Below are 13,303 nucleotides of genomic sequence, written 5' to 3' on the forward strand. Positions count from 1 at the left end.
CGCTCTTCTTAACGGTCATCTGCCGCCGCGACACCCGGAAGCTCTTTCCCCTCCAGGAACTCGAGGGAGGCGCCGCCGCCCGTGGAGATATGAGTCATCTTCTTGCCGTATCCCAGGATATTTACCGCCGCCGCACTGTCGCCTCCGCCGATGATGGTCGTCGCTTCCGTCTCCGCCAGAGCCTTGGCCACCGCCTTTGTGCCCTCCGCGAGGATCGGATTCTCAAAGACCCCCATCGGGCCGTTCCAGACCGCGGTCTTCGCGGACTTCACAGCCTCCGCATAGAGCTCCCTCGTCTTCGGACCGATGTCCAGTCCCAGCTGATCGGCCGGGATGGCATTGATATCCACGGTGCTGACCGAAAGCTTCGGATCATCGATCGGGTCCGGGAAGGAGGGGGCGACGACCGCATCGAGCGGGAGCAGCAGCCTGCATCCGATCTTCTTCGCCTTTTCGATCATCTCCCGGCAGTAGTCGAGCTTGCTGTCGTCCACGAGGGATTTTCCGATTTCGTGTCCCTGCGCTTTGATAAAGGTAAAGGCCATGCCTCCGCCGATAATCAGGGTATCGCACTTTTCGAGCAGATTCGAGATGACATTCAGCTTATCGGAAATCTTCGCTCCGCCCAGGATCGCGACAAAGGGCCGGACCGGATTTTCCACGGCCTGACCGAGGAAGCGGATCTCCTTTTCCATGAGGTAGCCCACGACATGCGGCCCCTTCACAAATTTCGTCACGCCGACATTGGAGCAGTGCGCGCGGTGCGCCGTGCCGAAGGCGTCATCCACGAAGACATCCGCGAGCTCCGCGAGCTCCTTCGAGAAGGCATCCCCGTTCTTCGTCTCCTCCGGGCGGTAACGAGTATTCTCCAAAAGTACAATATCCCCGTCCTTCATCGCGGCGACCGCCTTCCGCGCATTCTCTCCGACCACATTCTCGTCCCTTGCAAATACGATCTCTTTGTGGAGGAGCTCGGAGAGGCGCTTTGCGACCGGAGCGAGACTAAGCTCCGGCTTCGGCTCCCCCTTCGGCTTTCCGAGGTGAGAGCAAAGGATCACTCTTCCTCCGTCCTTAAGCAGCTTTTCGATGGTGGGAAGCGCCGCGGTCAGGCGGCTCTCGTCCGTGATCCTCCCGTCCTTCAGGGGGACATTGAAGTCACAGCGGCAGAGCACTCCCTTCCCCTTCACATTGATATCATCCACCGTCTTTTTATTTAATGCAGCCATCCTTTTTCCTTTCCGCGATTTTCCGCAAATTGACGCAGCTTTCTTCCAGGGCTTCCTGTGCTTCCCGGTATAGGCTGTGCAGGGATTCCGCAGCCGTAGAAAAAGCCGCCGGTGCTTCTCGCTCCCGACGGCTTCCCCGCTGATCCCATGGATGCCGGGCGAACGCACTCGCAGGGCATGGAGAATTATTTCACGAATTTCTCGAAGTACTTGATGGTGCGGACCATCTGTGAGGTATAGGAATTCTCATTGTCATACCAAGACACAACCTGGACCTCATAGAGGCCGTCCGCGACCTTCGAAACCATGGTCTGTGTCGCATCAAAGAGAGAGCCGTAGCTCATCCCGATCACATCGGAGGACACGATCTCGTCCTCGTTGTAGCCGAAGGTCTCCGGATCGGAGGCCGCCTTCATCGCGGCATTCACAGACTCCGCCGTCAGCTCGCGGTCGCTCTTTACGACAGCGAAAAGGAGGGTGGTGGAGCCGGTCGGAACCGGAACTCTCTGTGCAGAGCCGATGAGCTTTCCGTTGAGCTCGGGGATGACGAGGCCGATCGCCTTCGCCGCGCCGGTGGAGTTCGGGACGATATTGATCGCCGCCGCTCTCGCTCTTCTCAGATCACCCTTTCTGTGCGGTCCGTCCAGGATCATCTGATCTCCGGTATAGGCGTGGATCGTCGCCATGATGCCGGACTGGATCGGTGCGAAATCATTCAGCGCCTTTGCCATCGGAGCCAGGCAGTTTGTGGTGCAGGAGGCTGCGGAGATGATATTGTCTTCGGCGGTCAGCTTCTCGTGATTGACATTGTAGACGATGGTCGGGATATCATTTCCGGCCGGAGCGGAGATCACGACCTTCTTCGCGCCCGCATTGATATGCGCCTGTGCCTTCTCCTTCTTCGTGTAGAATCCGGTGCACTCCAACACGACATCCACACCGAGCTTCCCCCAGGGAAGGTTCGCGGCATCCGGTTCCTTGTAGATCCGGATCGTCTTCCCCTTCACCGTGATGGAATCCTCGCCCGCCTTTACCGTATCCCCATACTTATACCTTCCCTGAGAGGAATCGTACTTCAGAAGCTGAGCCAGCATCTTGGGATCCGTCAGATCGTTGATCGCGACGATTTCCGTGCCTTCATGATCGAACATCTGGCGAAAAGCAAGACGACCGATCCGCCCAAATCCATTGATCGCAACCTTCACTGCCATACTTATACCCTCCTCTATAGCGTTCTGTCATCCGACATTTCTCTGCAACGCCTTTATTCTATGCCAAAGATTGTGCCTTTGCAAGTGCAAAAAACACATTTCCGCTCCGTATCCCTAGAGCATGCTCTTCACATAGCCCGCAATATTGTCCGCGTGATCGGAGATCCTCTCGAGGTCGGAGATCGCATCCAGGAAAATGACCCCCGCCGGAGGAGCGCACTCCCCCTTTGTGAGGCGCTGTATATGGCGCTCCCGCATCTCCTCCTCCAGATCGTCAACCTCATCCTCCAGATGCGCGGTCCTCACCACCGCATCCAGGGAGCTCTCCTCAAAAGCCTCGATGGAGGACTCAAAGCTCGCCATCGACTTCTCAGAGAGGCGGCGGAAATCACTCCGCCCGACCTCGGAGAACACGATCTCGTGCTCCCAGGCGTACTGGGCCGCCTCCGCGATATTTTCCGCGTGATCTCCCGCTCTCTCCATATCCGTCATGGTATTGAACATGTTCGTGACAAGGAGCTTCTGCGTCTCGTTCAGGGAGAGATTATCCACCTGGATCAGGTAGTCCGTGAGGATCTTCTGCATATTGTCGATAACCTTCTCCCTCGCAAAAACCTCCTCCAGCTTCTCCCGGTCCCGGTCCAGCATGACCATGACCGACTCCGCGACATTGAGCTCGACGATACGCCCCATATTGATGACCTCGCTGCGGGAGGCCTGGATCGCCATGGCCGGGGACTCCAGGAGACGGAGGTCGAGGTGCTGGATCAGATTCCTCTCGATCTCTGTATAGCCGTCCCTTGCGAGAAGCTCCTCTCTGTCCTTCTGGCTCTCCCGCACGAGCTTCCCGGAGAGACTCACCAGAAGATCCCCGAAGGGATAGAGGAGCAGGGTAGAGCTCACATTGAAGATCGTATGAAAGATCGAGATCTCCACCGGACTCAGGGCCCCGGAGAAGAAGCTCCGGAGCGGGATGGCACAAAGGGAGATAATGATGCAGAAGATCACCGCGCCAACGACGTTAAAAAGCAGGTGGATCACGGCCGCTCTCTTCGCTGTCCGGGAGGTCCCCGCGGAGGAAATGAGGGCTGTCACGCAGGTTCCGATGTTCTGACCGAGAGTAATGTAGAAGCCGGCGACTCTCGGAACAGCGCCGGAGAGGGAGAGGGTCTGAAGGATGGAGACGGAAGCCGCGGAGGACTGGATGAGTCCGGTCACGACCGCGCCGGCCAGGATGCCGAGCACCGGATTCCCCCCCATATAGGAAAAGGCCTCAGAAAAGATCGGGGAGTCCGCATAGGGCTTGACCGCATCCGCCATGAATTCCAGCCCGATGAAGATGAGCCCGACGCCGATGCAGAAGTCCGCGGCGAGATCGTCCGCCCCCTTCTTCCGAAAGAGAAGGCGGAAGGCGCCGATGCCGACGAGGAGCGGAGAGAAGAATTCGGGCTTGAATACTGTGAGAAGATCCCCGGAGACCTGTGTGAGGGAGACCATCCAGGCGGTGATCGTCGTTCCGATATTCGCGCCCATGATGATGCCGACCGCCTGAGAGAGATTCAGAAGTCCCGCGTTGACGAAGCCGACGACCATGACCGTCGTCGCAGAGGAGGACTGGACAAGAGCGGTGATGCCGGCCCCGAGGAGGACCGCCATATAGCGCTTTTCCGTGACGATGTTCAGAAAGCCGGACATTTTTGAGCTCGCCGCCTTCTGCATCCCGTCGCTCATGACCGTCATGCCGTACAAAAACATTCCCAGCCCGCCGAAAAGGCTGAAAAGATTGGAAATCAGCTGGATCGACATATCTCCTCCTCATAATGGCAGTCCTGCTGCCTCCCCCATAAAATGCCGGACCATGGCGAGTATAGCAGAGGGAAATTTCTATGTAAAGGAAATAAAAAAACCGGGCCCTAAGGCCCGGTGAGTTTTCCCGCGGAATGCTCTCCCTTATGAGAAGCCGTAATATTTATTGACGCCGTCCGTCAGTGCCTTCGCAAGCGTCTGAATACAGGCATCGGAGTGGTCAGAGATCCTATCCCCAAGCTCTATGTCCACAGAGGGGATGGTGGAGTAGGCTGTCTGCGTCAGATCCATCGGCATGGAGCCAGAGGAGTAGATCTTCACCCCGGATTTCCTGAGTCCGTAGAGCAGGCTCTCGCCCAGGTTCTCATGCTTCTTCCAGATCGAGGCCACCGGCTCCATCCCCTTAAGGCCGTCCGGAGTCGACATGTAGAAGGCGCCCTTGTTCTGACTGGTGGAGTCCCAGTGGAGCGCGATATGGCAGTTCGCCCGATTGTTCGCGATGACGGTCCGCGCGACATTATCCAGCTGCACGTCCTCCCCGTCCCGGAGCATCAGCACATCATAGCCCTCCGCGAGAAGCTGCTTCATAAAGGCGTGGGCGAGCTGTCTCGTGACGACGTGCTCCGGCGTCCCGTCCGAAAAGGTCATGCCGGAGGAGACCGCAAAGGACGTCACAGAGCCCGCGGCCGTTGTGCCGCCGCTCAGCTTCTTCGAGCCGTCGGGATGGCAGAGCGTCTGCACCGACTCCCCTCCCTTGGTGCCGTGCCCCGCATTGACCGCAATCGTGATGCCCTTCTTATGCGAAGCGTCCGTCGTATAGAGAACCGCCTTTCCCGTGTTGATCCTGGAGTTTGCAGCATAGCGCCAGTCCAGATTCAGTCCGATCTCCGTGGACGCAAAGGCCCTTAGCGCCATCAGCACACTCAGAATCACGCTCAATAAAAGTACGCGGAACTTCTTCATCCTGTCTCCCTCTGTTCTTTCCCGTCCCGATCTCCCGGACTGCGGAGGAAATCCCCCGCGCTCCGGGAGGGAAAGTTCGCTTCTTAGGAAGAGTCTAGCGCGAAATCACTCAAGATGCAATTCAGTTTTAATTACGTCCTCTTACGTTTCCTTTACTCTCTTTGCGCTTTTTGAAAGAGATGAGAGCCCCCCCTCGCCCCTCCTACAGAATCCTCGCGAGAAAGGTGAATACCGTTCCAAGGAGAACCAAAATTCCAAGGAGAATGCGATACCAGCCAAAGACCGCAAAGCTGTGCTTTCGGATGAATTCGAGAAGGAAGTTGATGCAGTAGAGGCTGACGACAAAGGCGACCAGCATGGCGAGGATCAGGTAAAAGCTCTGACTCCCCGTGAAGCTCCCTCCCTTTACGAAATATTTGATGAGCTTCACAGCGCTCGCGCCGAACATGATCGGTACACTCAGAAAGAAGGAGAATTCCGCTGCGCAGACTCTCGATACGCCGATCAGCATCGCCCCGAGTATCGTCACTCCGGAGCGGGAGGTCCCGGGAATCAGGGCGAGGCACTGGAAGAGACCGATCAAAAGAGCCGTGGAGAGCTCGATCTGATCGACCGAGCGAATCGGAAATTCGGCCTTTGCGTTCCGTCTCTCGATCCAGATGAAGAGGACGCCGTAGAGGATCAGAACGATCGCTATGACCGGGGCGTTGTTCAGATGCGCGTCCAGAAAATCGTCAAAGAGAATTCCGAGGACAGCCGCCGGAAGGCAGGCGATGATGATCTTCAGCCAAAGGTTGATCTTTGCGGGGCGGACCGCAAGCTTCCCGCTGTGCTGTGCTCTGGCAAAGGGCCAGAGCTCATGGAAAAAACGAAAGCAGACCGCGAAAATCGCGCCGAGCTGAATCACGACTTTAAAGACCTCGTAGTAGGACTCCGGCTGATGGAGCGGAATCAGCGCGTTCACAAGCATCAGATGTCCGGTGGAGGAGATCGGAAGCCACTCCGTGAAGCCCTCCACGAGTCCCTGCACAATCACCTTTAAAATCTCAACAAAATTCATCCTTTTCCTCCAAGATTCTCGATCTGCCAGTCGATGGGGCTCAGGCCCTGCTCCTCCAGAAAGCGGTTCGCCCGCGAAAAGACCTTCGAGCCGAAGAAGCCGCGGTAGGCGCTCAGCGGGCTCGGGTGAGGCGCCTTCAGGATGCAGTGCTTCTCATTCCGGAGCATCCCCTCCTTCTGCTGCGCGGGGCGCCCGAAGAGAAGGAAGACCATGGGCCTGTCCTGACGGTCCAGGGCTCGGATCGCGGCATCCGTGAATTCCTCCCAGCCGATCCCGCGGTGAGAGTTCGCCTCGTGCGCCCGGACCGTAAGGACCGTATTCAGAAGGAGCACCCCCTGCTCCGTCCACTTCTTCAGGTAGCCGTTGTCCGGGATATAGAGTCCCAGATCGTCGTGAAGCTCCTGGTAGATGTTCTGAAGTGAGGGAGGGGCCGGGACACCGGGCTTCACAGAGAAGCTGAGCCCGTGCGCCTGCCCCGGCTCATGGTAGGGATCCTGACCCAAAATCACGGCCTTTACCCGGGACAGGGGTGTGAAATCAAAGGCGTTGAAGATGTCCCTTGCCTCCGGAAATATTCTCCTCGTCTCGTACTCCCGCTTCACCGTCTCATAAAGCTTTCGGTAGTAGGGCTTCGAAAACTCCGGCTTCATCGGCTCCAGCCAATCATTTGTGATCATTCTCCCTCCCTTCTTCTGTGGGAAAAGCGCCGGTCCCGGGAGGATGCCACCTGCTTATAGAGATCATAGAGGAAGGAGCCGGTCTTTCCCTCCGCCGGATGCTCGTCTTCTCCTACATCGAGGAGATATTTCTCGTAGGCATTGATGATTCTGGTTCCGCTGGGGTGCTTGAGCTCCCTCCGGAAGTTCCCGTAGCTCTTATGGACATGGCCGTGCACCATATACTTCGGATGATACTTCTCGAGGAGCTCTGAAAAGCAGGTGAAGCCCTGGTGCGGGAGATCCGGGAGGTCCCCGTAGCCCTTCACCGGTGCGTGAGTCACCAGGATATCAAAGCCGTTTTTCAGGGCGATATCCCTCTTCACTCTCTGCACCCTCTTCCTCATCTCCTGCTCCGTGTACATATGGCTTCCCTTCCGATAGCGGTAGGAGCCGCCGAGTCCAAGAATCCTGAGCCCACGGAAGTCATAGACCCTGTCTTCGATGCACTCGCAGCCGAGCGGGGGACGGAAATCATAGGACTCGTCATGGTTTCCGTAGACATAGAGGAGCGGAGCCCTGCCCATCGTGACCAGAAACTGGAGGTAATCCGGCGAGAGATCTCCGCAGGAAATGATGAGGTCCACGCCCTCCAGCTTGGATCTGTCGAAATAATCCCAGAGAGATTTCGACTCTTCGTCCGCGATAAAGAGGATCCTCATGACAGGAAGCCCCCCCTCCGGATGAGCTCCTGCGAGGCCTCTGTGAATTCGGAGAGCGGCGGGATGGAGCCCATGACGTTCTCATTGAGCCAGCGCATGTCGACGATCTCCTCCGGGCTCATCCTCCCGGCTTCCTCTCCTCTGATCTTCTTTTCCTGGCTGTGGAGCTCCCCCTCGAAGGGACTCAGATGATCCGAAAGAAGCTCTCTCCTTAAGAAGCGAATCAGCTTTCGGGAGGGGTATTTCAGCTCGCCCGAGAGAATGATGTCGATGACCTTCTCGCTCATTCCGAACCAGTAATTCAGCGCCTGATGGGATTTTGCGAGCCGATTCTCCCCATAGGAGCCCTCCAGGACAGAGCGGATGATAATCTCATAATACTTCCCCCAGTCAAAGACCGGCGCCGCCACATTGGAAAGCACATCCCCATCCATAGAGACATAGAGGCCGAATTCCCTCGGATTGCCGCCGGGCCGCGCATACTCCGGTCCGGAGATCGTCGTGATCCGCCTCTCCCGGAATACCTCCCTCCAGTCCTCCTTCTTTAAACCGCTCCAGCGAAGGCAGATCCTCACCCAGGGATTTACGAGCTGCGCGCCGATCGCAAAGGCGTTAATATTCGCCATCGTCCCGTAGAGCGGGCAGCGCTCTACATAGCCGATCTCCTGCCCCTCGCTGATAGATGCCGCGAGGGCGCCCATCAGGAATTTCGCCTCGTACATCCTCCCATAGTAGCTTCGGATCGAATTATGGGTCTGATTTACAGAGCAGTTCATGAAGTGGACCGTGGGATAGCGGATCGCCGCCTTCAGGGACTCCTCTATCATCATCCCCCCCGTCGTAAAGATCAGGCCGCAGCCCTCTCCGACCGCCTTATCGATCGCCGCCGCCGTCTTTTCATCCGTATCACAGTCCTCATAGCGGCTGCTCCGGATCGCCGGCCCGAACTTCTCCTCGACATAGAGACGCCCCAGCTCGTGCCCGTAGGCCCAGCTTGAGTTCTCCACCCGCCTTTCATAGAGAAAGGCGATGCGAAGCTCCTCCCGGCGATCCCGGGAAAAAAGGCTCCGAAGATCCGCGCTTCTCTTCAGCTCATCCGGTGTCTCGATCAGAGTGATCTCGCCTGCGGATTTCAGGTATTCTCTCCAGAGGCGGTCCAGGTTCAGGCGGATCTCCGGACCGGAGAGATCGAGAATTCCCGAAAGACCATAGATATTCAGATAGGTCAGGAAGGCATCTCCGACCGTAATGCTGAGCTTTCCGCCGCCCCGTGCGAGGTAGAGCTCGGAGAAGCGGTCGTAGGCCGCCTTTACATCCCGGGAGAGCTCCTCGCTCCAGATCTCCCCGGGCTTTTTCCCGAGAAGCTCCGTGAGCTTTTCGTAGGAGCCGCACTCCGAGAAGCTGATCCGGTAGATTCGGGCGCAGCGGAAGAAATCCACAAATTCATAGTAGAGGCGGTTCTGCTCATCCTCCGTTCGAACCGGCATGACGCGGATCACCGAGGCGGGGATGGAGACTGCGCCATTGTATTTCATGACGGAAACTCGTTTATTTCCCTCCTGCACATAGAACTTTTTCAGGTACTCATAGACCAAAATCGGATCTCGGATCCCATCCTTCACAGCAGAATCGTAGAGCGCGGACCACTTCGTGGCAAACTCCGTCTTCTGCCCGAGGATAGGCATGAAGTTCATCGCAAAGGCCTGCTGGCGCCCCGGGCTCTTCGTCCCGACAATGTCAGAAAGCGGGATCTCCAGTGTGCCGATCGGATTCTCCCCCTGCACATTTTCCGGTTTCAGCATATCGTCGAGAGCCGGAAGATAGGGATAATTTCCGAAAAGCAGTGCCCTCCGATAGGCCCAGTCCCCGAGCCGCTTCGCCTCGATATAGTCTTCCAGCATCGATTCCCCCCCCACAAAAATGTCCTAAGTCCGGCGCCCGACAAAGACTGATACAATTATACAGCAAAGGCGAAGCCTTTTGGCTCCACCTCTTTTCCGCTCCTTTCGGAGCGGATCGCCCTCCTTAATCCGGTCCGGCGGTACCTCCTTCAACAAGTTCAGAGGATTTTGTTGCCGCCGTTTTATTCTTGCCTCCATTATTCTTTGCCGAGTTCGGCACGGCCTCTTCCCCTCCCGAAGAAGATGACGATGATGAAGCTGACGAAGAGGAAGCTGCAGCAGAGGAGCTCTCGTTCTCAGATTTTTTTTCGGCGGAGGAGCTTCCGTCAGCCTGTGTGCCCTTTGCGCCGCTGCCTACCGCGGCACCCGGTCCGTCCGATGAGCCGGTATTTTTGCTCTGCTTGTTTTCCTTCAGCTCCTTTGCCGTCGCCTGAGCCGCGCTGACAGAGCTCACATCCGAGGTACAGACACCGGAGCCGTCGAAGCGATAGCTCTTTCCGTCGATGCTGAGCTCCTGGTTCACGATCATCTTCCCTTCGCTGAGGTAGTAATAGCGATTCCCGTCCTGCAGCCAGCCCTTGACCATCTTGCCGTTCTGCGCAAAGTAATACCAGACATTGTCGATCTTGTACCAGGCGACCGCCATCTTCCCGCTCTCCGGCCTGAGGTAATATTTATTTCCCTCCGTATCGGTCTTCCATCCGGTCTCCATGACGCCCGTAGTGGAATTCAGATAATAATAAGGCCCCTCGTTGATCTGGATCCAGCCGGTCTGCATCGCGCCGTCGGAGCCGAAGTGATACCACTTGTCCTTCAGCTTCTCCCACTTGTCCATGGCCATCACGCCCTCTTCTTCACCGGTCTCGAAATAATACCACTTATTATTGAGGGGACGCCAGCCGGTCGCCATCACGCCGCTCGATTTCAGGTAATACCAGCTCACCTTGCCGTCCTTCGTCGTCTTCAGCCAGCCGGTCTGCATGACGCCGTCGGACTTCAGGTAATACCAGCTGTTCTCCACCTTCCTCCAGCCTGTGACCATGAGGCCCGACTTATTAAAGAAATGCCAATTATTGTTAATCCGCTTCCAGCCGGTCACCATATAGCCGTCCGAGCCGATATAATAATATCCGGAATTGGTGTGGATCCACTTGCCGGTGATTCTCGTATTGGTCTTTTCATCGATATAATAATATTTTCCGTTTTTCTGATTCCAACCGGCAAGGGATGCCTGGGTCAGTCCCGCTGCCCCTAAGCTGAATGCAATCAGCGCGATTCCGAGCTTTTTCCCTGCTTTCATTTCTGTCTCCCTCTCAAGATCCTGATCCCAACTCCTGCAGTTTTCTGCGTGATGTCTCTATGTCCGCATAATACCAAAATTCCCACTCATCTCCTGCCGCATGGCCGCAGCACGGTGCAGAACGAGAGCGCCCCGATGGCGGAGCGGCAATACGGCGGCGGAAAGAAGAACGTCTCCACTCCCGTGCAAGCACCGGCTTCCGCATGGCTCTTTCTCGTGATTCCGCATGGCTTCCGCCACGCTGCCCTTTATTCGCACTTCGCGGGCTGCTCCCGCTTCCTGCTCATAAAGGGGCGTGCCATAAAGTCCTCCCTCCACTCCCGTGCAAGCACCGGCTTCCGCATGGCTCTTTTTCGTGATTCCGCATGGCTTTCGCCATGCTGCACTTTATTCGCAGTCCGCGGGCTGCTCCCGCTTCCTGCTCATAAAGGGGCGTGCCATAAAGTCCTCCCTCCACTCCCGTGCAAGCACGTCGTGGAGGCGGACTTTCGGCACTGGAATCACTATATCACTCCCGTTTCATTCTGTCGCCCTGTATCGCCTTAAAATTTCCCTAAGTTTTGTAAGATCCTCAGGCTGTCCTTAAAGTATCTGTACATTTTCAGACTGTAATCGCCGAATTTTTCGCCCAGCGAGATTTTGTAGCAGCACCAGAGGGCCCAGAGGAGGCCGCCAAGCCCCATATAGGCCGCGACGAGCGGATAGAGTTCTTCTTCTCTGTCCGGCTGGTCCGGGGAGCTTTTTGCCCCTTCCGGATCGACGTGAAGGTATTCCCGGAGAAGATTCCGCGCCTCCTCGAAGTCCATGTAGGAGTAGATTGCCGCCATTGCGATATCGATCATGGGGTCCGCCATGCCGGCGTATTCCCAGTCGATCATCTTTAAGCCCTCCTCTGTGAAGAGGAAGTTATCACAGACCGAGTCGATATGGCAGATCGTCTTCTCCCGTTTCCGCTCCTCTAAAAAGCGGAGGAGCAGGAAGGATTCCCGACGGATCTTTGGATAATCCTCAAAGGGAATATCACCCCCGGAGGAGAGACAGAGGCTCTCATAGCTTTTCAGCCGCTCTCCGATATCGAAGTCGTGATCCAGGCGTATCCCTGAAGCATGCAGCTCCCGGAGCTTCCTCATGCACGCTCTTCTCTCCTCCTCTTTCGAGAAGTCCGCATTCCTCGCCCCCCGGTAGTAGACGGAGATCTTGTATCCGTTCTCGGGGTCAAAGTGGAGAAGCTCCTCCGTGATATGGAGTGCCCTGATCTTCTCGTAGGTCCTCCCCTCCGCCCGGCGGTCGATGAGCTTCTCCGTCCCGGGCCCGGGGATTCGGCAGATGAAGGATTTTCCTCGGTATTTCTCTGTCTCTGAGCTCTCCCGGACGGAAAAGAGCCAGGACTTATTCGTCATTCCGGCCTTCAGACAGCGAATATCCACGATATCGGACTCCGGGACGCCCAGGACCTCCGCCGTTATTCGCATCGCCCGGGAGCCGGAGCTGTGAAGGTATCGTTCATCGAAGCTCCGGAGCTCCTCCAGGTTCTCGAATTCATAGATAATGTTCTCCCTTTGGGGATTCGCATAGATCGGAGGCAGAGATTTCAGGTTCCGGATCAGGACATCCTCCCAGTAGAACTGTTCCGTGCCCGGCATCCTGTAGTAGCTTTCCAGGAGCGGAAGGAAGTCCGCGGAGAAATCCCTCGAGAGAAATACCGGTCCGTACATACAGAAGGCATTCCTCCCCCCGACCTCCGCCTCCCGGATCCGCCTGTCCTTTCCGAAATGGAGAACCCACTCCTCGGTCTCCCCCTCCATAAAGCTTGCGGCGTACCAGCTCGCGGGCTCATATTCATGATAGAGATTCTCCCGGATCCAGTTGTCGGAGGAGAGGATATAGCAGTTTTTCCCGCGGAGAAGCTCTCTCGCATGGTAGAGCGTCGCGAGTGTATTTTTCTCCGCGTATTCCGGATTATAGAGAAGCTTCACGCCATAGCGGTCGATCAGATAATCGAACTTCTCCTTGAGATAGCCGACCAGAATTGTGATATCGCTTATGCCGGCCTCCCTGAGCTGGCGGATCTGCCGCTCGATCATGCGCTCTCCGAAGACCTCCCACAGTCCCTTCGGGAGCTCATAGCTCAAGGGCACAAAGCGGGAGCCGAAGCCGGCGGCAAGGATCAGGGCCGCATCCACCTGATACGGCTTAAGGAAGTCAAGAGCCGCTCTTTCCAGGCGAAAGCTCACATTTCTCCCCCTCCCCTCCCCTCTCTCACGGAGAAGATATCCCTGCTCCTCGCAGGAGGAGAGAAGGTGATTTACCTTTCCCAGAGAGATCCCGCAATACTCCGAAAGCTCCCTCTGTGTCATACTCGGCTTTTCATGAAGTCCTCTCAGGATAAGCACTCTCTCGTCCATCTCAGCGTCCGCCTTTCTCCGCATTTTTCTCTCGTTCATTTTCTTTAATAAAT

General features: G+C 56.6%; 10 protein-coding genes. All 10 read right to left on the reverse strand.

The window, feature by feature from the left end; genetic code table 11:
* Positions 1–8: 8 nt before the first annotated feature.
* The 10 genes from GCWU000341_RS07905 to GCWU000341_RS07955 all read right to left on the reverse strand — a co-directional run bounded on the left by GCWU000341_RS07905 (position 9) and on the right by GCWU000341_RS07955 (position 13,250).
* The gene (locus tag GCWU000341_RS07905; RefSeq protein ID WP_009215368.1) at positions 9–1,226 is read right to left on the reverse strand and encodes a phosphoglycerate kinase; all 1,218 of its coding nucleotides are present in this window, start codon (positions 1,224–1,226) and stop codon (positions 9–11) included.
* A gap of 185 nt (positions 1,227–1,411) precedes the next feature.
* Positions 1,412–2,437: a type I glyceraldehyde-3-phosphate dehydrogenase gene (gene gap, locus GCWU000341_RS07910; RefSeq protein ID WP_009215369.1), complete on the reverse strand. Its 1,026-nt coding sequence runs from the start codon at positions 2,435–2,437 to the stop codon at positions 1,412–1,414.
* Positions 2,438–2,551: 114 nt separating this feature from the next.
* Entirely contained in the window at positions 2,552–4,243 is a 1,692-nt protein-coding gene (locus tag GCWU000341_RS07915; RefSeq protein ID WP_009215370.1) for a Na/Pi cotransporter family protein, read from the reverse strand.
* A gap of 144 nt (positions 4,244–4,387) precedes the next feature.
* Entirely contained in the window at positions 4,388–5,206 is an 819-nt protein-coding gene (locus tag GCWU000341_RS07920; RefSeq protein ID WP_009215371.1) for an N-acetylmuramoyl-L-alanine amidase family protein, read from the reverse strand.
* A gap of 202 nt (positions 5,207–5,408) precedes the next feature.
* Positions 5,409–6,266: an undecaprenyl-diphosphate phosphatase gene (locus GCWU000341_RS07925; RefSeq protein ID WP_009215372.1), complete on the reverse strand. Its 858-nt coding sequence runs from the start codon at positions 6,264–6,266 to the stop codon at positions 5,409–5,411.
* Positions 6,263–6,943 carry a uracil-DNA glycosylase gene (locus tag GCWU000341_RS07930; RefSeq protein ID WP_009215373.1) on the reverse strand — a complete coding sequence of 227 codons (681 nt, stop codon included), beginning with the start codon at positions 6,941–6,943 and terminating at the stop codon, positions 6,263–6,265. The genes GCWU000341_RS07925 and GCWU000341_RS07930 overlap by 4 nt, the downstream gene beginning before the upstream one ends.
* Positions 6,940–7,644: a metallophosphoesterase family protein gene (locus GCWU000341_RS07935; protein WP_009215374.1), complete on the reverse strand. Its 705-nt coding sequence runs from the start codon at positions 7,642–7,644 to the stop codon at positions 6,940–6,942. Before GCWU000341_RS07935 ends, GCWU000341_RS07930 begins: the two co-directional genes overlap by 4 nt.
* Entirely contained in the window at positions 7,641–9,545 is a 1,905-nt protein-coding gene (locus GCWU000341_RS07940; RefSeq protein ID WP_009215375.1) for a BMP family ABC transporter substrate-binding protein, read from the reverse strand. The genes GCWU000341_RS07935 and GCWU000341_RS07940 overlap by 4 nt, the downstream gene beginning before the upstream one ends.
* Positions 9,546–9,669: 124 nt before the next feature.
* Entirely contained in the window at positions 9,670–10,845 is a 1,176-nt protein-coding gene (locus GCWU000341_RS07945; protein WP_009215377.1) for an N-acetylmuramoyl-L-alanine amidase family protein, read from the reverse strand.
* A 542-nt stretch (positions 10,846–11,387) separates the two neighbouring features.
* Complete coding sequence (locus tag GCWU000341_RS07955; protein ID WP_040654015.1) at positions 11,388–13,250, reverse strand: sugar phosphate nucleotidyltransferase; 1,863 nt, start codon at positions 13,248–13,250, stop codon at positions 11,388–11,390.
* Between the last annotated feature and the right edge of the window lie 53 nt (positions 13,251–13,303).

This window comes from Oribacterium sp. oral taxon 078 str. F0262 (assembly GCF_000160135.1).
Classification (GTDB): Bacteria; Bacillota; Clostridia; order Lachnospirales; family Lachnospiraceae; genus Oribacterium.

What these genes read in the sequence shown, in the direction of transcription:
- GCWU000341_RS07945 (WP_009215377.1), bottom strand. Translation starts at nt 10,845, where the DNA reads ATGAAAGCAGGGAAAAAGCTCGGAATCGCGCTGATTGCATTCAGCTTA.
- GCWU000341_RS07915 (WP_009215370.1), bottom strand. Translation starts at nt 4,243, where the DNA reads ATGTCGATCCAGCTGATTTCCAATCTTTTCAGCCTTTTCGGCGGGCTG.
- GCWU000341_RS07940 (WP_009215375.1), bottom strand. Translation starts at nt 9,545, where the DNA reads ATGCTGGAAGACTATATCGAGGCGAAGCGGCTCGGGGACTGGGCCTAT.
- GCWU000341_RS07925 (WP_009215372.1), bottom strand. Translation starts at nt 6,266, where the DNA reads ATGAATTTTGTTGAGATTTTAAAGGTGATTGTGCAGGGACTCGTGGAG.
- GCWU000341_RS07930 (WP_009215373.1), bottom strand. Translation starts at nt 6,943, where the DNA reads ATGATCACAAATGATTGGCTGGAGCCGATGAAGCCGGAGTTTTCGAAG.
- GCWU000341_RS07905 (WP_009215368.1), bottom strand. Translation starts at nt 1,226, where the DNA reads ATGGCTGCATTAAATAAAAAGACGGTGGATGATATCAATGTGAAGGGG.
- GCWU000341_RS07955 (WP_040654015.1), bottom strand. Translation starts at nt 13,250, where the DNA reads ATGGACGAGAGAGTGCTTATCCTGAGAGGACTTCATGAAAAGCCGAGT.
- GCWU000341_RS07920 (WP_009215371.1), bottom strand. Translation starts at nt 5,206, where the DNA reads ATGAAGAAGTTCCGCGTACTTTTATTGAGCGTGATTCTGAGTGTGCTG.
- gap (WP_009215369.1), bottom strand. Translation starts at nt 2,437, where the DNA reads ATGGCAGTGAAGGTTGCGATCAATGGATTTGGGCGGATCGGTCGTCTT.
- GCWU000341_RS07935 (WP_009215374.1), bottom strand. Translation starts at nt 7,644, where the DNA reads ATGAGGATCCTCTTTATCGCGGACGAAGAGTCGAAATCTCTCTGGGAT.